The organism is Streptomyces sp. NPDC048290 (genome assembly GCF_040652095.1).
Classification (GTDB): domain Bacteria; phylum Actinomycetota; class Actinomycetes; order Streptomycetales; family Streptomycetaceae; genus Streptomyces.
The window spans coordinates 22,157-39,777 of sequence record NZ_JBEZLM010000044.1 but is presented as its reverse complement, the minus strand read 5'-3'; the positions used below and the strand labels follow the sequence as shown (position 1 = coordinate 39,777).

The window sequence follows — 17,621 nt, the reverse complement described above, 5'->3', positions numbered from 1 at the left end:
GCACGCACTCTCGCCGCACCGGACAAAAGCCCTAGTAGCTCCGCTACGAGGGCTTCCGCCCGGCACACCGAGAGCACGCACCGAACGCCGCTCCTGCTCCCACGGAGATCCATCAGACACCCCCTAGCGGCAGCGTCACCGTGAACACCGCGCCCGGCCCGTCGGTCCGGTTAGCCGCGTGGATCGTGCCGCCGTGCAGCCGGACGTTCTCCGCCGTGATCGCCAGTCCCAGTCCGCTGCCCGCCGACCGGGAGCGCGCCGGGTCCGCCTTGAAGAAGCGGTCGAAGACGTAGGGGAGGACCTCCGGGAGGATGCCTGGGCCGGTGTCCATGATCTCCGTGCGGAGCCTGGGCGTTCCGTCGGGTGTCGTCTCCCGGGTGAGGGTCACCGTCACGGGGGCCGCGCCGTGCCGCAGCGCGTTGCCTATCAGGTTGGCGATCACCACATCGAAGCGGCGTGGGTCCAGGCGGGCCCGGATGCCCTCCGGGAGGCGGGTGGCGACCCGGTCGCCCCAGTGCCGGCCCGCCAGGGTGCGGCGGATGGTCTCGGCGACGTCCACCTCGTCGGTGTGCAGCTCGGCGGCGCGCGCGTCGAACCGGGAGATCTCCATCAGGTCCTCCACCAGCACCGCGAGCCGCCCTGTCTCCGTGCTGATCAGCCGGACCGCCCGTGCGGTGTCGGGGTCGAGCCCGGCCGCGTCCTCGTCCAGCAGTTCGGTGACCGCGAGCATCCCCGCCAGTGGGGTGCGCAGCTCGTGCGAGACGTCGGACGCGAAGCGGCGGGCCCGGGTCTCCGCCTCCCGCAGCTCCGTCACCGACCGCTCCAGCGCTGCCGCCGACTCGTTGAACGTGCCCGCCAGATCGGCCAGTTCGTCCCGTCCCCTGACCGGGATACGGGTGTCCAGGCGTCCGCTGCCCATGCTGACCGCCGCCGAACGCAGCTCCCGCACCGGGCGCAGCACACTGCGGGCCGACAGCAGCGCCGGTATCAGGGCGATCGCCAGACCGGGCAGCGCCCCGTTGCGGGCGGCGGTGACCAGCGCGTCGATCTGCGCCTGCTCCTCGTCCAGCGGCAGCACCGCGTACATCACCAGACCGGTGTCCATCTCGGTGTGCTGGATCACGCCGATCACCACCGGCATCCCGACCACCAGATACGGCCGTCCGTCCTTGACGACCCGCTGGAAGCTGCCGTGCGGATTGCTCACCGCCCGCTCGCGCAGCTCGGGCGTCACCACCGTCGACACCGGGCTGGTCCCCGAGGAGACCCGCACGGTCGTGCCGTACTCGGCGAACACATACAGCATCCGCGGCTTGCCCAGCTTGGCGAGGGTGCGTACGGCGAACTGGAGGCTGGTCGGGTCGATCGGCACCTGCACGGTGTACTGGCGGATCTGGTCGCGGAACGACGACACGGCCGTGTCCTGGGTGGCCTGGAGCACCGAGTTGCGGGCCTCGCGATAGGTGAGGGCGGCCGTGGAACCCGCCGTGACCAGCGCGACCAGCAGAAAAGCGAAGACCAGCCGGGTGCGCAGCCCCCACCGGCCCCGGCGCTTCCTCCGTCTCCTCCGCCCTACGGTGGGCATCACAGCGGGCCGAACCGGTAACCGAACCCGCGCAGGGTCTGGATGTAGCGCGGCGAGCCCGGCTGATCCTCGATCTTGTTGCGCAGCCGGCGCACACACGCGTCCACCAGCCGCGCGTCCCCGTGATAGCTGTGCTCCCACACATGCTCCAGCAACTGCTGGCGACTGAAGACCTGCTCCGGCGCCGCGCTCAGATGCAGCAGCAGCTTCAGCTCCGACGGCGCCAGCGCCAGCGGACGTCCGTCCTTGGTGACGGTCAGACCACCGCGGTCCAGGGCCAGTTCGCCATGGTGCTCGATCGCGGGCCGCTCCGCGCCCGGCGCGTCGATCCGGCGCAGCACCGCCCGGATACGCGCCTCGATCACCTCCGTACGGGCCGGTTTGACGATGTAGTCGTCCGCGCCCGCCTCCAGCCCGATCACCACGTCGAAGTCGTCGCCGCGCGCGGTGAGCATGATGATCGGGAGCTGCCCGGCGTCCCGGATACGGCGGCACACCTCGACCCCGTTGACGCCCGGCAGCATCAGGTCCAGCAGCACCAGATCGGGCCGGAAGGCGGGCAGCGCGGCGAGCCCGTCCTCGCCGGAGGCCACGGCCGCCACCTGGTGGCCGCGTCGGCGCAGACCCAGCTCCACCCCCTCGCGGACGGACGGATCGTCCTCGATGAGCAGTACGCGTGGCACGGCGGCCTTCTTTCTTTCTCTGGCTCTCTCGGGCTTGCTCTGCTGTCCGCTGACTCTCTCAGCGACGGGTCGGGTGGTCAGCGGGCCGGTGGTCGCTTCCTGATCCGCCGTACGGCGCCGGAGAGCGCGGCGTCCAGTTCGGTCAGCCGCAGCGGCCGGGCGAGCGCCATGAAGACCAGCCCCACGACGCCCGCGCCCACCGCCGCCGTGACCAGGGCGCCCGCCGTGCCGGGACCGGCCACGGCGCCGCCCGCCCGGGTGGCCGCCAGCCCCAGACCGGCGGCCGGGACCGCCGCGACCAGCAGCCGCGCCAGCGTCCCCGCCGACACCGAACGCCACAGCGGTTCCCGGCGGCGGTGCCGGGCCCCGGCCCGCCGCGAGCGCCGGGCGGGCCGGTCCGTGGCCGGTGGGCGGAGCCTGCGCCGCAGCGCCAGCGCGGTGACCGCGCATCCCGCCAGCAGCGCCACCGAGTGCGCCCCCGCCATCCCGGTCACCGCCCACCGCACCGGCAGCAGCACATACGCGGCCACCGCGAGACCCGCGTTGAGCACGACGATCACCAGGTTCAGCAGGAACGGCGTACGGGTGTCGCCGAGCGCGTAGAAGCCACGGGAGAGCACGTACTGTCCCGAGAAGCCCACCAGGCCCGGCGCGAACGCCATCAGGATGCCCGCCATCAACGCCACGTCGTCCGCGCCGGTGCGACCGTACCCGTACACCAGGGTCATCAGGGGATGGGCCAGCGCCAGCAGCGCGCAGGCCGCGGGCACGATCATCGACGCGCTGGTGCGCAGCGCCGAGGACACATCACGGCGGACCGCCATCGGATCGTCGTCGGCGGCGGCCCGGCTCATCCGCGGCATCAGCGCGGTCATCAGCGACACGGTGACGATGCCGTGCGGCACCGCCCAGAGCGTGTACGCGTTGGTGTACGCGCTGAACCCGGCGCCCCCGTCGATGCCGAGGCGCGCCGCCCGCTGCCCGGCCATGGTCGCCAGCCGGGTCACCACCCAGTACGCCACCTGGTTGGACAGCACCAGCAGCACCAGCCAGCCCGCCGCGCGCAGCGGCCGGGTCAGTCCGCTGCCCCGCCAGTCGAACCGGGGACGCCAGGCGAAGCCCGCCCGGCGCAGCGACGGCACCAGCGCCAGCGCCTGCACCGCGATCCCGGCGGTGGTGCCGTACCCGAGCAGCGCCCGCTCCCCGGCGCTCAGCGCACCGCCGTCGCCGACCGCCAGATACAGCCCGAACACGGCGATGACCACGACGTTGTTGAGGACCGGCGTCCACATCATCGCGCCGAACCTGCCCCGCGCGTTGAGCACCTGACCCAGCACCGTGAACAGCCCGAGGAAGAAGATCTGCGGCAGGCAGTAGCAGGCGAACGCGACGGTCAGCTCCGCCTGCGCCCCCGTGTAGCCGGTGTACACCGCCATGATCTGCGGCGCCGCCGCGACGGCCGCCCCGGTCAGCGCCAGCAGGGCCACCGCGCACACGGTCAGCAGCCGCTGGGTGTACGCCGTCCCGCCGTCCGCGTGCTCCTTCGCCGCCCGCACCAGCTCCGGCACGAACACCGCGTTCAGCGCCCCGCCGATCAGCAGCATGTACACCACCGTGGGCAGCGCGTTGGCCACCGCGTAGCCGTCGGCGGTCAGCCCGATGCCCAGCGCGGCGGCCACCACCGCCGACCGCGCGAAACCGGTGGCCCGGGAGACGATCGACCCGGCCGCCATCAGCATCCCGCTGCGCGCCACCGACGGCGCCCGCCGCGCACCAGGGGGTCGCACCGGACCCTGCCGTTCGGAGGCGACCGCGGGTACAGGACTCACCGGCGCGCCAGGTAGGCCCTGAAGGCCCGGTACAGCGCCTGGTTGGCGGTCCCGCCCAACGGTCTCTCCCATTCCCCCAGCGTCTCCACGACGCTCCCCCCGGTGCCGAGCTTCCAGCGCAGAAGCCCGTACGAGCGGTCCGTGGGGTCGAGTGTGGAGGGTACCCCGCGCATGTCGTACACCTCGGCGCCGGAGGCATGGGCGTCCAGCAGCATCCGCCACTGGAGCGCGTGGGAGGGCCGCACCTCGCGCCGGTGGTCGGCGGAGGCACCGGTCTGGTACCAGACCCGCCGCCCCACCGTCACCATGGTGTGCGCGGCGAGGATCTCGCCCTGGTGCCGGGACAGATACAGCTTCATCCGGCCCGGCTCCTCCGCGTTGAGCGCCGCGTACTGACGCCGGTAGTACGCCAGAGAGCGGCCCAGCCGGAACCCGTCGCGGCGCTCGGTGATCTCCAGCAGCCGGAAGAACTCGGGCAGTTCCGCCGCGCTCCCGACGATCACCTCCACCCCCTCCTTGCGGCCCCGCCGCACATTGCGCCGCCACTCCTGGTTCAGCCCGCCCCACAACTCCTCGCGCCCCCGCCCCGCCAGCGGCACCTGGAACACATGACGCGGCTGGGCATCACCCCCGCCCTCCGCGTCCCCCTCCCCGCTGCCGAGGCGCCGCCAGCCACGCGCGTGCAGCCGGTCGGCGACGGCCGCGCCCAGCGGGTCGACCGCGCAGTCCAGCACATCGGCCAGCCTGCGCCCCGGCCCCGCCGCCGCCTTCAACGCCCGCGCGGACCAACTCCGGTACGGCGGCGCCGGACCGATCCGCACCGCGAACGCCCCCGCCTCGCGCAGCCGCTCCAGCAGCGGATCGAGCCAGGCGTCGACGCCGGGGTCGGACCAGTCGGCCACCGGTCCCTCCGGGAGGTAGGCGAAGTAGCGCCGGGTCCCCGGGAACTGCCGCAGCAGCGCCAGGGCGACCCCCGTCAGCCCCGCCGCCCCCGCCGACGGGTCAGGCCCCCAGCCCAGCAGCAGCGGACGCCACCCCTGCTTCACCTCCGCCCAGGACGGACACTGGAGGAACCCCGCGCCGAGCGCCGCACCGCGCGGCGACGCGAGGAACGCGCGGTGCACCGCCGCGTCGATGACTTCGAGCCGTGTCCCCGGGACATCCGCACACCGCTCCCGCCCGCCCAGGTCCGTCACTAGCAGCGCTGACACAGTGTGAGCCGCCTTCCCGTCATGGCCTCAGGCCCGCGCCGGGCGGCGTGGCCGGGCAGGATGCTCACAGCGGCCCATGACCGTCCCGAGCGGGGAATGTGACCGGACGATGACCGTTCCCCACGAGAGACGGGGCACGTGGGGGCGTAAGGGGTAGACCGCAGGAAACCGTTGCCACGGACGAACCAGCCGAATCCAGCTTCATTGTGATGTGTGCGATATCCGCGCGGACCCGGTGCACCCTCGGTGTCGTTCGTCAGTACGATCATGGCTCGACCGAACAGTGGGGGAGATCCGGATGGGACAGCAGCGTGGCGAGCGCAGAGACGACCGGCGCAACAAGAAGGCCAGCCGCTCGGACAAGGTCGAGGCGTGCTCCGACTCATGCAGCTTCGGCCGGGTCTGCTGCCCGGACCTGCTGATCGTCTCCCTCTTCATGCTGGTCATGCCCGGCGCGCGGCGGCACGGCGGGACCCCCGGCGGCGCCGACCACGCGGCCCCCCGCCCCGCCGGACGGCTGGCCGGAGCCCTGTACGAGGGCGTCCGCCAGTACCGGACGAAGGTCAGCCCGACGCGCCCCGCCTGCTGCCCCTACACCCCGACCTGCTCCACCTACGCCGTGAAGGCCCTGCACCAGCACGGCGCCCTGCGCGGCGCCCGCCTCACCCTGGGCCGCCTGCTGCGCTGCCGCCCCGGTGCCGCCCGCCGCCGCGGCTTCCACGACCCGGTACCGGAGTGAGCTGACGGAGCCCGCCCGCGCGCGCGGGCGCGCTCAACCGGCTGTCACGGTTCAAGGTCCGGGGCGTCCGGCGGCGGGGAAACCCGTTCGACATCACCCGGCTCCCCGACCACGCTGAACGGCATGACGAACCACCGAAAGGCCCATGCCGCGTAGCCACCGCCGCCACAGAGCGGCACCGGGCCCGCACATCGACGGTCTGTCCGCCCGCACCCGCAGCGAGATCTGCCACCTGGAAGACACCCGCAACTACCTCTCGCCAGGATGCGTGATCCTGGCACTGGGGCGGTGGCGAGAGTACGTCCGACGCCCCGAACGCGAACTGTGGCGGGAGCATACGGAGGGCGACGTGTACGGGGGCTACGACGGCGACCCCTACGAGGCCCGAGCGCTGCCGGACACCGTGATGCGAGCCCTCTCGACGCCGAGCGCCCGCGAGTTGCGCAGGCTCCTGGCCCGCTCGGACGCGGTGTGGGACCGCCGCTGAACAACTGACCTGCGACGGCCGGGCGGTCCGGTTAGGGTCGCCGGTATGACGTTGCGACCGGTACACGTGAACATCAAGGCCCTCGACGCCCCGGCGCTGGGCCGGTTCTGGGCGGAGGCCCTCGGCTGGCACGCCTACAGCTCCGGCGTGACGACCTACGTAGGTCCGGCCGGTGGCCCCGACGGCCGCCCCGTCTGGCCGGACCCGGTCGTACTCGGCCTGGACGTCGTACCGGTCCCGGACGGCAAGACGGCCGCGAAGAACCGCGTGCACCTCGACCTCGCCACCACCTCGGCCCGCCACCAGACGGAACTGATCGACCGCCTGAAGGGCCTCGGCGCCACGCCCGCCGAAGTGGGCCAGGGCGATGTGCCGTGGACGGTCCTCGCGGACCCGGAGGGCAACGAGTTCTGTGTGCTGGAGCCCCGTGAGGTGTACCGGGACACCGGACCGATCGCCGCCGTGGTGATCGACTGCGTCGACCCCCGGACCATGGCCCGCTTCTGGGGCGAGGCGATGGACTGGACCCAGGTCGTGGCGGACGACGACCACGCGGTGTGGCGTTCCCCTGCGGGCGGCGGCCCCTACCTGGAGTTCCTGCGCGTCCCCGGCGCGAAGACCGCGTCGGACCGGGTCCACCTCGACCTCCTGCCCGGCGCCGGGGACGACAAGAAGGCGGAGGTGGCCCGGCTACGGGGGCTCGGTGCCGTGGATCTCGACATCGGGCAGGGCGAGGTGCCGTGGACGTGTCTCACGGACCCGGAGGGACACGCGTTCTGCGTGCTCGGCCCGGCCTGACGACGGGCGAGTCGGGTGACGGGAGCGTCGGGTCCTCCCGCTGATGAACTCGGCCGTCCGACGCGGAGCCTCAGGGCGCCACGGCGGTCCGTTCGCCCGCGAGGAACGCCGCCAGCCCCGTCTCGAAGTCCATCGACGACGGCACGAACAGCAGCGTCCCGTCCAGCGCCACGTACACCTTGCCGCCACCGCGTGTGCGCTGGATGACGCATATGCCCGCGCCCTGCGGGAGCTTGACCACCTCGGACGGGGTGCCGGGCGATGCCCGGTGCAAGTACTCCGTGCCGATCCTCGTCAGTACGTCCGCGCGGGACTCCGGGCGCCGCTGTGTCGATTCCATGGTTCGCTCTCCGCTTCCGGGCTTGTCGAAGTGCGTACATTCAGCCATGCGCCGGGGCCGGTCCGCCACCCGGGCTTCTCGTAACACACCTGGCGGCGAAGGCAACGCTCGGAGCGGTCCCGTTGTCTGTACTCACATGAAGATCTGTTTCCTGATTCACAACGCCTACGGGATCGGAGGGACCATCACCACCACCAACAACCTGGCCGCCGCGCTCGCCGAACGGCATGACGTGGAGATCGTCTCGGTGCTCCGGCACCGCGAGGTCCCCAACGTCCCCACGCACCCCCGGGTCCGGCTGCGTCCGCTCGTGGATCTGCGCACCGAGCGGGAGCATCCGCTGCATCTCACGCCCGCGAAGGTGTTCCCGGCGTACGAGTACCGCTACCGGCAGTACAGCGCCCTGACCGATCAGCGGATCGGGGAGTTCCTTGCGGACACGGACGCCGATGTCGTCGTCGGGACGCGGCCCGGTCTCAATGTGCATCTCGCCCTCCAGGCGCCCGCCAGGGTCGTGCGGGTGGGGCAGGAGCACCTCACCCTCGACAACCACCCGCCGCGACTGCGCCGGGTGCTGCGCCGGGTCTATCCACGGCTGGATGCCCTCACCACCGTCACGCATGCCGACGCCGCCGCGTACCGCAGGAAGATGCGGCTGCCCGGGGTGCGGCTCGAGGCGCTGCCCAACAGTGTTCCCGATCCGGGCCTGCCGCCCTCCGACGGGACGGCCCGCGTCGTCGTGGCCGCCGGGCGGCTCGTCCCGGTGAAGCGGTACGACCTGCTGATCGAGGCGTTCGCCGCGGTGGCCGCCGAGCGGCCCGACTGGCAGCTGCGGATCTACGGCAAGGGCGAGGAACACGACCGGCTCAGACGCCTCATCGAGGAACTCGGTCTGTACAACAACGTCTTCCTGATGGGCGCCGCCATTCCGATGGAGGCCGAGTGGGCGAAGGGGTCCATCGCCGCCGCCACCTCGAACTTCGAGCCGTTCGGGATGACCATCGTCGAGGCGATGCGCTGCGGACTGCCCGTCGTCAGCACGGACTGCCCGTACGGTCCCGGCGAGATCATCGCGGACGGCGAGGACGGCCGACTCGTCCCCGTCGACGACCGCGCCGCCCTCTCCGCCGCCCTCCTCGACCTCGTCCGGGACGACGACACCCGCCGCCGGATGGGACAGGCCGCGCTGAAGAACGCCGAACGCTTCGCACCCGGCCCGGTCGTCGCCCAGGCCGAGGACCTCTTCGCCGGGCTCCTCGCGGCGCGCGCCGCCGGACGCCCCGCCGTCACGCGGGCCACCGGCCTGGACGCCGCCCTCGTCGCCGGGGGCTACGCGGCCCGCGACGCCGCCTACTCGGCCGCCAGCACCCTCCTCAGCACCGTCCGGAAGGCCAAGCGATGAGCCCCGACACCGCCGCACGATCGCGTGCCCATCTCACGGTCGACGCCGACAGCGCTCTGCACCTGCGGATCAGTGCCCCCGCGACCGCCGGTGCGGACGTCCCGCCGCGGCTGCTGCTGCGTCTGCGTCCGCCGAAGGGCAAGCCCGAGCAGACCACCCGTGTCCTCGGGCTCGACCCCGGGGACGGTCCCGGCGACTGGCGGACCACCGTCGCACCGGACCCCGCCCTGGCCGAGGGCCGCTGGGACCCCTACCTCCTGACCGGCGCCGACGACCACCGCGAACGACTCCTGCCCGGAGTCCGCGACCTGCGCGCCCTCGTCCAGGGCCGCACTCCGGACACCGCGCCCGTACCGCTCGCGGTCCGTGTCCCGTACGTCACCACGGACGGGTATCTCGCCCTGCGCACCTGGCTGCGCCCGGCACACGCCGAGGTCGACCGGGTCCAGGTGGACGACACCGCGCTCACCGTGCACGGCAGGCTCTTCGGCGCCGTACTCGGCACCGGGGCGGCGGCGGTACTGCGGCTGCGCGGCAAGGACCGCCGCACCGTGCGGGAGACGGAACTCCGCGTCGAGGGCACTCATACCTTCGCGTTCAGCGTCGGGTATCGCGAACTGTCCGCCGCCCCTGGGCTCTGGGACGTGTTCGTACGGCCCGCCGCTGACGCGCCCCTGGTCCGCGCGGCCCGACTCCTCGACGACGTCGCCGACCGCAAAAGGGTGTTCGTCTACCCGGCCACCACGCTGGACGCGCGCACGGCCCGTCCCTACTACACGGTCGACAACGATCTCGCCGTCGAGATCAGCGAGGTCAGCGGGGGGTGACCGGGCGCCGCCTCGCCTGGTGACCGGTCGTTCCGTCAGACCGACTTCAGCCACGCCGCCGTCTCGCCGGGGTGGCGCAGGCGGACGGCGCGCAGTGGGGCGAAACGGGGGTCGGCGACCCGGCGGGCGATCTCCCGGTGCCGGGCGGCGTGCTGGGACCAGGACCACCGGACCGGGTGCTCCCGGCTCAGCCAGCCCGCCCAGGTCTCCCGGTTGCCGCCGAACAGGACCTCCCGCCCGGCCGACCGGCGCAGGGACCGGCGCAGGACACGGGGCATCACCACCCGCCGGGGATAGTCCAGCCACAGCACGGTGTCGGCCCGCTCCCACAGCAGATCACGGACCTCCGGGTAGCCCAGCGAGTCGACGACCCAGCGTGGACCGGCGGCGAACCGCCGTACCTCCTCGGCGAAGGACGGGTTCACCGACCAGCCGGGGCCGTCGTAGTACAGCCCGTCCAGCTCGTGGTACGGCAGTCCCAGACGGTCGCCCAGGGCGCGGGCCAGCGTCGACTTGCCCGCGCCCGTCACACCCACCACCAAGATCCGGTCCATCGGCGCACCCTACTCGGGTCATGGGGCCGTGGTACCGGGCGCCGGTCTGATGTGTGCCACGACCGGGAGATGGTCGCTGCCCGTGGACGGCAGGGTGCCGATGTGCGGGACGGTCGCGGCGCGGGCCATCACCTGGTCGATCCGGGCCACCGGGAAGGACGCCGGGAAGCTGAACGCGAAGCCGCGTTCCGGCACGTTCAGGGCGGAGGTCAGCGGCGACAGACCCCGGTCGTCCACCGTGCCGTTGAGATCCCCGAGCAGCACGACCGCGCGCTCCTCCTCGGCGGCCAGGGCGTCGCCCAGCAGCCGGGCGCTCTCGTCCCGCCACGCGGAGGCCAGGCCGCCCGGCCCCACCCGGACCGACGGCAGATGGGCCACATACACCGCGAACCGGCCGTGCGGGGTGCCGACCAGGGAGCGCAGGCCGCGGCTCCAGGGCCGGGTGATGCCCTCGGGGGCGATGTCGACGGCCCGTACCCCGGTGAGCGGATGCCGGGACCACAGGCCCACCGTGCCGCGTACGGCGTGGTGCGGGAACTCCGGGGCCAGGGCCCGCCGGTAGACCTCCAGCGCCGGGGGCGTCAGCTCCTCCAGCGCGATCAGATCGGGGTCGGCGGCGGCCAGGACGCGGGCCGTGCCCGCCGGGTCGGCGTTCTCGTCACTGACGTTGTGCTGGACGACGACCAGGTCGCCGGGCGCGGCTTCCGGCTCCGGCAGCAGCAGTCCGCCGTACACGTACGTCCAGCCCGCCACCGGCAGGAGCAGGGCCAGCAGGGCGAGTGCGGAGCGGCGGAGCAGGGCCACGCCGAGCAGCGCCGCCATCGGCAGGGCGAGCCAGGGGAGGAACGACTCCAGCAGACTGCCCAGCCGGAGCGCCGTGTTGGGCACTACCCGGTGGCAGATCAGCAGGGCCGCCGTCAGTAGCGCCGCCACGGCCGTTACCCTGCCCCGCCGCCATGGCCCTGCCCCGCCGTCCGTACTCGCCGCCGCCCTGAGTCGCCGTACCATCCTCGTCCGTTCGTTCGGTCTCCCCGTCGAGGACGGTGATCGGCGTACCGCAGTTCCCGGCCGGTGTCACGGCCCCGTCGGGGCGCCCCGCTGCGACGGGGGGAGCAGCAGCACCGTCAGGGCGTGCGCGCAGGTCGTCGCCTGGGCGCGGAACCAGTCGAAGCGGTCGGCGGTGATCAGCTCCGGCGTGCCGCGCAGCGCCACCGCGAACCGGGCCGACCCCAGATGGTCCAGGACCGGGACCGCGAGCGTGCGGACGCCCTGCGCGGACTCCCCGTCGTTGACCGCGTGCCCGCACTCCCGTACCCGCTCCAGCTCGGCCGCCAGCCGCTCCCGGTCCACGATGGTGCGCTCCGTGAACGCCACCAGCGCGGGCAGCGACTCCGCGCCGCTCTCCCCGGGCCGTGGCCACGCCAGCAGCACCTTCCCGAGCGCCGTGGAGTGCAGCGGTCGGCGCAGCCCCACCTTGGGAGTGACCGAACCGCCCGCCACGATCACCGCGTACGGGCCGCTGCGCAGCGCCAGATCCGCCGTCGCGCCGGTCCGCCGCGCCAGATCCGACAGTTCGGGCGCGGCCAGATGCAGACCCCGCTGGTGGTACGAGAGTCGGCCCAGCTCCGTGACGGCCGGACCGAGCCGGAAGCGGGCCGTACGTGGGTCCTGCTCGAGGAAACCGGCGCCTTGCAGGGTGCGGGCCAGCCGGTGGGCCGTCGACGCGGACAGCCCCAGCCTGCGGGAGATCTCCGACGCGCTCAGATCGGGCGCGTTGTCATGGAAGCAGTGCAGCACGTCCAGCGCCCGCCGTACCGCCTGCGCCCCGGCGACCTGCGTCTGCGCCACCGCGTTCCCCTTTCCGCCCGTCGTCCTCTTCGCGCTGCGAGATTCCCATATGGCGGCATGCCCGACCGGCCCCGCCCACCTGCTGAAACAGCCTGTTCACACTCGCTCCCACATCGTGGGAAGCGGCTTGCCGCCCGCCCGGCGACCGTGCCACGCTGCCCTCACCGCCGCCGGAACAGGTCCGGGGCGGGCACCGGAAGGAGCGAGGCGATGCAGGCGACCGTGTCCATATCCGCCGACCTCCTGCTGACGGCCCGCCGCCATGTCGACCTCGGCCGCGTCTCCAGCGCCGTCTGTCGCTGAGCCACTGCCCAGCGCCGTCTGTCGCTGACCTACCGGCCCAGCGCCGTCCGTCGCTGAGCCACCGGCCGTCCGCGCCCCCTGGGCATGGCATCCGGCCCGGTCCCCTTCGCGCCACCGCGTTCCCCGCACGTCCCCTGCCCGGGACGTGTCCGCAGCGGACGACGCCTTCCGCACCGGCCGCCGTCGCCGGTCGGCACGGTCGGCGCGCCCCGCCCTCTCGCCCCACCCCATCCCGCCCCGGTCTCCCAGGGAAGTGCCCATGCCGCAACACCTCGCGCCGCAGCCCCTCGTACCGTCCCGCGCCCTCCCCGACACCCTCTGGTTCACCCGCTGTCCCGTGCCCACCGCCACCGGCATAGCCGCCGACCGGCACTGGCTCGCCGAGGAGTTCGCGCCGGACGGGATCGCCGTCCGCTCCCTCCAGGACCGGGCCGCCGACCTCACCCCCGACCTGCGCTCCACCCACTACACCCACGCCCTGCCCGGACTGTTCCGCGAGGGCGGCAACGTGCCCGCGCTGTGGGCGCGCTCACGTGGCGAGGAGACCCGGCTGATCGGACTGACCTGGATCGAGGAGCGCCAGACCATCCTGGTCGCGCCCGGCTCCGGTATCCGGGGCGCCGCCGCCCTGCGCGGCCGACGGCTCGCCGTGCCCCGGCACCCCCTGCCCATCGACTTCTGGCGGGCCATGGCCCTGCGCGGCTTCGAAGGCGCCCTCGCCTCCGCCGGGTACGGGCTCGACGACGCGGAACTGGTCGACATACCCGCCGGGAACGGCACCGACGGGCGGTCCGCGCCCCAGTGGTCCGCCGAACTCGCCGCCCTCGTCCGGGGCGAGGTGGACGCCGTCTACGTCAAGGGCGCCCTCGCCGTCGAGTCCGCCCGGCGGGCCGGTGCCGAGGCCGCCGTGGAACTGGACGACCTGCCGGACCGCGCCCACCGCGTCAACAACGGCACCCCGCGCCCCCTCACCGTCCACCAGCGGCTGCTGGACGACCATCCCGATCTGGTCACCCGCTTCCTCACGGTGCTGCTGCGCGCCGCCGACTGGGCCGCCGCCCAGCCCGAGGACGTGGCCCGCATCCTCGGCGCCGAGACCGGCGCCGGTACCGAAGGAGTGTCCGGCGCCTACCGCCCCGGCACCCACCGCGCCCTGCACCCCGACCTCTCCGCCGACCGGCTCGCCCTGCTCGCCCGGCAGGAGACGGCGCTGCGCGCGCACGGCTTCCTGCCCGCACCCGTCGACGTCCACGCGTGGGCCGACCCCGAACCCCTGCGCCTGGCCCGCCTGGCGCTCGCGGCCACGACCACCGAAGCCGCCCCGGTCACGACCACTCCTTAGCCACCCTCAGCACCCGCCCCTGGCTCCAGACCCCTGGTTCCAGACCCTGGTTCCAGACCCTGGCCCGACCCCCTGGCCTTCCCGCCCCCGGCCCCCCGGCCCCTGTTGTGCCACCCCCCGGCCCTCCTAGCCTCCAAGCCCCCCGACCCCCTAGCACCCTGGGACGACGACCATGCGCATGTCCGCCCGGCTCTCCGCCGCCCTGACCCTGCTCACCGCCCTCGCCGCGCTCACCGCCTGCGGCAGCGGCGGCAGCGACACCGCAGTCGACTCCGGTTCCGGCGCCGCCCCCACCGTCACCGTCCGTGTCCCCGACCCCGGCAACAGCGGTGTGCTCGCCGTCGGCAAGAAGGACGGCTCGCTCGACAAGGCGCTCGCCGAGGTGAACGCCAAGGTCGCCTGGACGGGCAGCGCCGGACCCTTCGCCCCCGCCGCGCAGGCCCTCAACGCCGACCAGTTGGACATCGCCACCGGGTCCATCACCTCCGGCATCACCTCGCTCTCGCAGAACCCCGGCTTCAAGTTCTTCACCGCGACCGCGCCCGATCCGGTCGGCGAGGGCATCCTCGTCAAGAAGGACTCCGGGATCGACTCCGTGGCCGACCTCGTCGGGAAGAAGGTCGCCGTCAACAAGGGCGGCACCGGCGAGTATCTGCTGCTGAAGGCGCTCGCCGAGGAGGACATCCCGGCCGAGAAGGTCGAGCGGGTGTATCTGCGCGCCGACCAGACCGCCGCCGTGTTCAACGCGGGTCAGGTCGACGCCTGGGCGGTCTGGGCCACCTACTCCGTCGCCGAACTCGGCCTCGGCGAAGCCCGCTTCCTGGTCGACGGGCAGACCATCGGCTCGGACAACTACAGCCTCACCGCCGTACGCACCGACTTCGCCGAGCAGCACCCCGATGTCGTCGCCGCCCTCTACGGCTATCTGCACGACGCCAGCGTCAAGGAGAAGCAGGACCCCGCCGCCTACCTCAATGTCACCACCGACGCCGGGCCGCAGGCGCTCAGCGGCGAGGCCAAGCGCATCCAGATCGAGTTCACCGGCAAGGGCAGCCCCGTCGAGCCCATCACCGACACGGACATCACCCGCTTCGAGGCGGTCGCCCGCTTCTACGCCGAGCAGCAGGTGACCACCGAGCAGATCGACATCGCCGACCACCTCATCGACGTCACCACGCTGTCATGACCGCCCTCCACGAGACGACCGCGAAACCCGCCCCGGACGAGAAACCGGACGACAAATCGAAGGATCTACCGGCCGCCCCGGAGGGCCTGGTCGCCCCGCGTCCCGTCGTCAGCCGCCCCCGCCCCCGCCGCTTCTCCGCCGTCATCCGCGCGCTCGGCCCTATCACCCTGGTCCTGCTGTGGTGGGCGGCCTCCGCCACCGGACTGCTCACCCCCGACGTCCTCGCCCCGCCCTCCGACGTGCTCCGCGCGATCGGTGAACTCTGGGGCGACGGACAACTGCCCGACGCCCTCACCACCTCCCTGACCCGCTCCGGCATCGGACTGCTCATCGGTCTCACCGCCGGACTCACCCTCGGAGTGATCACCGGCTTCACCCGGCTCGGCGACGAACTTCTCGACTCCTCCCTCCAGACCCTGCGCACCATCCCCTTCCTCTCCCTGGTCCCGCTGTTCATGGTGTGGTTCGGCATCAACGAGATCGCCAAGATCCTGCTGATCGCCGTCGCCACCACCTTCCCCATGTACGTCTCCACCACCAGCGGCGTCCGCGCCACCGACGCCCGGCTCGTGGAGGCCATGCGCAGCTTCGGGATGAGTCGTCTCGCGATCGTGCGGGAGGTCGTCCTGCCCGGCGCGCTGCCCTCGCTGCTGGCCGGGCTGCGGCTGTCGATGACGCTCAGTGTGATCGCGCTGATCGCCGCCGAGGAGATCAACGCCACCGCCGGGATCGGCTACCTCATGTCCCAGGCCCAGAGTTATGCCCGCACCGACATCCTCGCCGTGTGCATCCTCGTCTACGGGACGCTCGGACTGCTCGCCGACATGGTGGTGCGGCTGCTGGAACGGGTCCTCATGCCGTGGCGGAGGGCGGGCCGATGACGACTCCTCCCCCGTCCGCCGTCGAAGTCCGCGGGCTGCGCAAGACGTTCGGTGAGCGGGCCGTCCTCGACGGACTCGACCTCACCATCCGGCGCGGCGAGTTCGTCGCCCTGCTCGGCGCCAGCGGCAGCGGCAAGACCACCCTGCTGCGTATCCTCGGTGCCCTCGACGACGCCGACGCGGGTGAGGTGTGGGTCCCCAAGGCACGGACCATCGTCTTCCAGGAGCCGCGCCTCGTCCCGTCCAAGCGGGTCCTCGCCAATGTCACCGTCGCCCTGCCCCGCTCGGACGCCGACCGGGGTCGCCGCGCGCTCGCCGAGGTCGGGCTCGAAGGCCACGCCCGCGCCTGGCCCGGCACCCTGTCCGGCGGCGAGGCCCAGCGCGTAGCCCTCGCCCGCGCCCTGGTGCGGGAGCCCGAACTGCTGCTCCTGGACGAGCCGTTCGCCGCCCTGGACGCCCTGACCCGGCTGCGGATGCAGGACCTCGTGGGCGAACTGTGCCGTAAGCACCGCCCGGCCGTCCTCCTGGTCACCCATGACGTGGAGGAGGCCGTACGCCTCGCCGACCGGGTCTGCGTGCTGCGCGACGGGCGCCTCGTCACCGACGAGACCGTCGACCTGCCCGCCCCCCGCGACCCCGGGGACCCCGGCTTCGCCGCCCTGCGCCGCCGTCTCCTCGCCGACCTCGGCGTCCCCGCCACCCGCCCGCCCACACCCACGGAAGTGACCCCATGACCATCACCATCGGCGTCCACAGCAGCAACCCCACCCTGTACTACCTGTCCCGCCTCGACCACGCCGCCGAGGAACTCGCCGCCGTCGGCGAGAGCGTCGCCTTCCACACCTACACCGACGGGGTGCGCACCGGACAGCTCCTCACCGACGGTGTGATCGACTTCGGCGGCACCGGCTCCACCCCGCCCGTCACCGCCCAGGCCGCCGGACACGACCTCGTCTACACCGCCGTGTCCGCCCCACGCCCCGACCACGGGGCGCTCCTGGTCACCGACGACAGCCCGGTGCGGACCGTCGCCGACCTCAAGGGCAGCACCGTGCACCTGGCGATCGGGTCCTGGCAGACCCATCTGATCGCCAAGGCCCTGGACGACGCCGGACTGTCCTACGCCACCGACATCACCCCGGTGCGCGGCGGCGCCGACAGCGAACGGCTGCTGCGGGACGGGACGATCGCCGCCTGGGTCGCCCAGGGGCCGCAGCTCGCCGCCGCCCTGCGCACCGGCGGACTGCGGGTCCTGGTCCGCACCGGTGACGTCATCACCGACCGGTCCGTGTTCTTCACCCGGCGCGACCTGGCCGAGCGGCGGCCCGACGTGGTCGGCGCCCTGGTCCGCGCCCTGCGCAAGGCGGACGCCTGGGCCGCGGCCCACCCGCGTGAGGCCGCCGCCATCGCCGCCGACCACCAGGGCGGCACCACCGACGACTGGGAGCACGCCCTGCGCGCCCTGCCCTGGCGGATCGAGGACGTCAGCGACGCGTTCCTCGCCGAACAGCAGCAGGCCGCCGACATCTTCGCCCGCACCGGCTTCATCGAGCGGACCGTCACGGTCGCCGACGCCGTCGCCCGGCCGAACTGAGCGGGGAACGGA

The 17,621-nt window shown here is 73.2% G+C and carries 19 protein-coding genes; 11 read left to right on the top strand and 8 right to left on the bottom strand.

Going from position 1 to position 17,621, the window contains the following annotated elements; all coding sequences use genetic code 11:
• Positions 1–112: 112 nt before the first annotated feature.
• The 4 genes from AB0D49_RS40480 to AB0D49_RS40465 all read right to left on the bottom strand — a co-directional run bounded on the left by AB0D49_RS40480 (position 113) and on the right by AB0D49_RS40465 (position 5,233).
• On the bottom strand, positions 113–1,585 hold the full coding sequence (locus AB0D49_RS40480; RefSeq protein WP_362768860.1) for a HAMP domain-containing sensor histidine kinase: 1,473 nt from the start codon (positions 1,583–1,585) through the stop codon (positions 113–115).
• Positions 1,585–2,268 carry a response regulator transcription factor gene (locus tag AB0D49_RS40475; RefSeq protein WP_362768857.1) on the bottom strand — a complete coding sequence of 228 codons (684 nt, stop codon included), beginning with the start codon at positions 2,266–2,268 and terminating at the stop codon, positions 1,585–1,587. Before AB0D49_RS40475 ends, AB0D49_RS40480 begins: the two co-directional genes overlap by 1 nt.
• A gap of 77 nt (positions 2,269–2,345) precedes the next feature.
• Complete coding sequence (murJ, locus tag AB0D49_RS40470; RefSeq protein ID WP_362768854.1) at positions 2,346–4,169, bottom strand: murein biosynthesis integral membrane protein MurJ; 1,824 nt, start codon at positions 4,167–4,169, stop codon at positions 2,346–2,348.
• Positions 4,094–5,233, bottom strand: coding sequence for a peptidoglycan bridge formation glycyltransferase FemA/FemB family protein (locus AB0D49_RS40465; protein ID WP_362768863.1), 1,140 nt, complete (start codon positions 5,231–5,233; stop codon positions 4,094–4,096). The genes murJ and AB0D49_RS40465 overlap by 76 nt, the downstream gene beginning before the upstream one ends.
• A gap of 373 nt (positions 5,234–5,606) precedes the next feature.
• Between AB0D49_RS40465 and yidD the strand changes: the two genes are divergently transcribed.
• From yidD to AB0D49_RS40450, 3 genes are all read left to right on the top strand, one after another.
• Positions 5,607–6,047: a membrane protein insertion efficiency factor YidD gene (yidD, locus tag AB0D49_RS40460; protein WP_362768851.1), complete on the top strand. Its 441-nt coding sequence runs from the start codon at positions 5,607–5,609 to the stop codon at positions 6,045–6,047.
• A gap of 145 nt (positions 6,048–6,192) precedes the next feature.
• Positions 6,193–6,534: a hypothetical protein gene (locus tag AB0D49_RS40455; RefSeq protein ID WP_362768848.1), complete on the top strand. Its 342-nt coding sequence runs from the start codon at positions 6,193–6,195 to the stop codon at positions 6,532–6,534.
• A 45-nt stretch (positions 6,535–6,579) separates the two neighbouring features.
• Positions 6,580–7,332 (top strand): VOC family protein, encoded by a 753-nt coding sequence (locus tag AB0D49_RS40450; RefSeq protein WP_362768845.1) that lies wholly within the window; start codon positions 6,580–6,582, stop codon positions 7,330–7,332.
• 70 nt (positions 7,333–7,402) lie between these two features.
• Here AB0D49_RS40450 and AB0D49_RS40445 read toward each other — a convergent pair whose 3' ends face one another.
• The gene (locus AB0D49_RS40445; RefSeq protein WP_362768842.1) at positions 7,403–7,672 is read right to left on the bottom strand and encodes a hypothetical protein; all 270 of its coding nucleotides are present in this window, start codon (positions 7,670–7,672) and stop codon (positions 7,403–7,405) included.
• A gap of 136 nt (positions 7,673–7,808) precedes the next feature.
• Here AB0D49_RS40445 and AB0D49_RS40440 point away from each other — a divergent pair, with 136 nt between their 5' ends.
• Both AB0D49_RS40440 and AB0D49_RS40435 read left to right on the top strand, forming a co-directional pair.
• Positions 7,809–9,074 carry a glycosyltransferase family 4 protein gene (locus tag AB0D49_RS40440; protein WP_362768839.1) on the top strand — a complete coding sequence of 422 codons (1,266 nt, stop codon included), beginning with the start codon at positions 7,809–7,811 and terminating at the stop codon, positions 9,072–9,074.
• Positions 9,071–9,901 (top strand): hypothetical protein, encoded by an 831-nt coding sequence (locus AB0D49_RS40435; RefSeq protein ID WP_362768837.1) that lies wholly within the window; start codon positions 9,071–9,073, stop codon positions 9,899–9,901. Before AB0D49_RS40440 ends, AB0D49_RS40435 begins: the two co-directional genes overlap by 4 nt.
• Before the next feature lie 35 nt (positions 9,902–9,936).
• On the opposite strand, the gene AB0D49_RS40430 is transcribed toward AB0D49_RS40435, so the two are convergent.
• The 3 genes from AB0D49_RS40430 to AB0D49_RS40420 all read right to left on the bottom strand — a co-directional run bounded on the left by AB0D49_RS40430 (position 9,937) and on the right by AB0D49_RS40420 (position 12,303).
• On the bottom strand, positions 9,937–10,455 hold the full coding sequence (locus AB0D49_RS40430) for an adenylate kinase (RefSeq protein ID WP_362768834.1): 519 nt from the start codon (positions 10,453–10,455) through the stop codon (positions 9,937–9,939).
• An 18-nt stretch (positions 10,456–10,473) separates the two neighbouring features.
• Complete coding sequence (locus AB0D49_RS40425) at positions 10,474–11,463, bottom strand: endonuclease/exonuclease/phosphatase family protein (protein WP_362768831.1); 990 nt, start codon at positions 11,461–11,463, stop codon at positions 10,474–10,476.
• Positions 11,464–11,529: 66 nt separating this feature from the next.
• Positions 11,530–12,303 carry an IclR family transcriptional regulator gene (locus AB0D49_RS40420; protein WP_362768829.1) on the bottom strand — a complete coding sequence of 258 codons (774 nt, stop codon included), beginning with the start codon at positions 12,301–12,303 and terminating at the stop codon, positions 11,530–11,532.
• A 210-nt stretch (positions 12,304–12,513) separates the two neighbouring features.
• Between AB0D49_RS40420 and AB0D49_RS40415 the strand changes: the two genes are divergently transcribed.
• From AB0D49_RS40415 to AB0D49_RS40390, 6 genes are all read left to right on the top strand, one after another.
• Complete coding sequence (locus AB0D49_RS40415; RefSeq protein ID WP_362768826.1) at positions 12,514–12,606, top strand: putative leader peptide; 93 nt, start codon at positions 12,514–12,516, stop codon at positions 12,604–12,606.
• A gap of 259 nt (positions 12,607–12,865) precedes the next feature.
• Positions 12,866–13,948 carry an ABC transporter substrate-binding protein gene (locus AB0D49_RS40410; protein WP_362768823.1) on the top strand — a complete coding sequence of 361 codons (1,083 nt, stop codon included), beginning with the start codon at positions 12,866–12,868 and terminating at the stop codon, positions 13,946–13,948.
• A 172-nt stretch (positions 13,949–14,120) separates the two neighbouring features.
• Positions 14,121–15,134, top strand: coding sequence for an NrtA/SsuA/CpmA family ABC transporter substrate-binding protein (locus tag AB0D49_RS40405; RefSeq protein ID WP_362768821.1), 1,014 nt, complete (start codon positions 14,121–14,123; stop codon positions 15,132–15,134).
• Positions 15,131–16,015, top strand: coding sequence for an ABC transporter permease (locus AB0D49_RS40400; protein WP_362768818.1), 885 nt, complete (start codon positions 15,131–15,133; stop codon positions 16,013–16,015). The genes AB0D49_RS40405 and AB0D49_RS40400 overlap by 4 nt, the downstream gene beginning before the upstream one ends.
• Positions 16,012–16,749: an ABC transporter ATP-binding protein gene (locus tag AB0D49_RS40395; RefSeq protein WP_362768815.1), complete on the top strand. Its 738-nt coding sequence runs from the start codon at positions 16,012–16,014 to the stop codon at positions 16,747–16,749. Before AB0D49_RS40400 ends, AB0D49_RS40395 begins: the two co-directional genes overlap by 4 nt.
• Positions 16,746–17,609: an ABC transporter substrate-binding protein gene (locus AB0D49_RS40390; protein ID WP_362768812.1), complete on the top strand. Its 864-nt coding sequence runs from the start codon at positions 16,746–16,748 to the stop codon at positions 17,607–17,609. Before AB0D49_RS40395 ends, AB0D49_RS40390 begins: the two co-directional genes overlap by 4 nt.
• The last annotated feature ends 12 nt before the right edge of the window (positions 17,610–17,621 follow it).

What these genes read in the sequence shown, in the direction of transcription:
- AB0D49_RS40480 (WP_362768860.1), bottom strand. Translation starts at nt 1,585, where the DNA reads ATGCCCACCGTAGGGCGGAGGAGACGGAGGAAGCGCCGGGGCCGGTGG.
- murJ (WP_362768854.1), bottom strand. Translation starts at nt 4,169, where the DNA reads ATGGGAGAGACCGTTGGGCGGGACCGCCAACCAGGCGCTGTACCGGGC.
- yidD (WP_362768851.1), top strand. Translation starts at nt 5,607, where the DNA reads ATGGGACAGCAGCGTGGCGAGCGCAGAGACGACCGGCGCAACAAGAAG.
- AB0D49_RS40455 (WP_362768848.1), top strand. Translation starts at nt 6,193, where the DNA reads ATGCCGCGTAGCCACCGCCGCCACAGAGCGGCACCGGGCCCGCACATC.
- AB0D49_RS40450 (WP_362768845.1), top strand. Translation starts at nt 6,580, where the DNA reads ATGACGTTGCGACCGGTACACGTGAACATCAAGGCCCTCGACGCCCCG.
- AB0D49_RS40445 (WP_362768842.1), bottom strand. Translation starts at nt 7,672, where the DNA reads ATGGAATCGACACAGCGGCGCCCGGAGTCCCGCGCGGACGTACTGACG.
- AB0D49_RS40440 (WP_362768839.1), top strand. Translation starts at nt 7,809, where the DNA reads ATGAAGATCTGTTTCCTGATTCACAACGCCTACGGGATCGGAGGGACC.
- AB0D49_RS40435 (WP_362768837.1), top strand. Translation starts at nt 9,071, where the DNA reads ATGAGCCCCGACACCGCCGCACGATCGCGTGCCCATCTCACGGTCGAC.
- AB0D49_RS40430 (WP_362768834.1), bottom strand. Translation starts at nt 10,455, where the DNA reads ATGGACCGGATCTTGGTGGTGGGTGTGACGGGCGCGGGCAAGTCGACG.
- AB0D49_RS40425 (WP_362768831.1), bottom strand. Translation starts at nt 11,463, where the DNA reads ATGGTACGGCGACTCAGGGCGGCGGCGAGTACGGACGGCGGGGCAGGG.
- AB0D49_RS40415 (WP_362768826.1), top strand. Translation starts at nt 12,514, where the DNA reads ATGCAGGCGACCGTGTCCATATCCGCCGACCTCCTGCTGACGGCCCGC.
- AB0D49_RS40410 (WP_362768823.1), top strand. Translation starts at nt 12,866, where the DNA reads ATGCCGCAACACCTCGCGCCGCAGCCCCTCGTACCGTCCCGCGCCCTC.
- AB0D49_RS40405 (WP_362768821.1), top strand. Translation starts at nt 14,121, where the DNA reads ATGCGCATGTCCGCCCGGCTCTCCGCCGCCCTGACCCTGCTCACCGCC.
- AB0D49_RS40400 (WP_362768818.1), top strand. Translation starts at nt 15,131, where the DNA reads ATGACCGCCCTCCACGAGACGACCGCGAAACCCGCCCCGGACGAGAAA.
- AB0D49_RS40395 (WP_362768815.1), top strand. Translation starts at nt 16,012, where the DNA reads ATGACGACTCCTCCCCCGTCCGCCGTCGAAGTCCGCGGGCTGCGCAAG.
- AB0D49_RS40390 (WP_362768812.1), top strand. Translation starts at nt 16,746, where the DNA reads ATGACCATCACCATCGGCGTCCACAGCAGCAACCCCACCCTGTACTAC.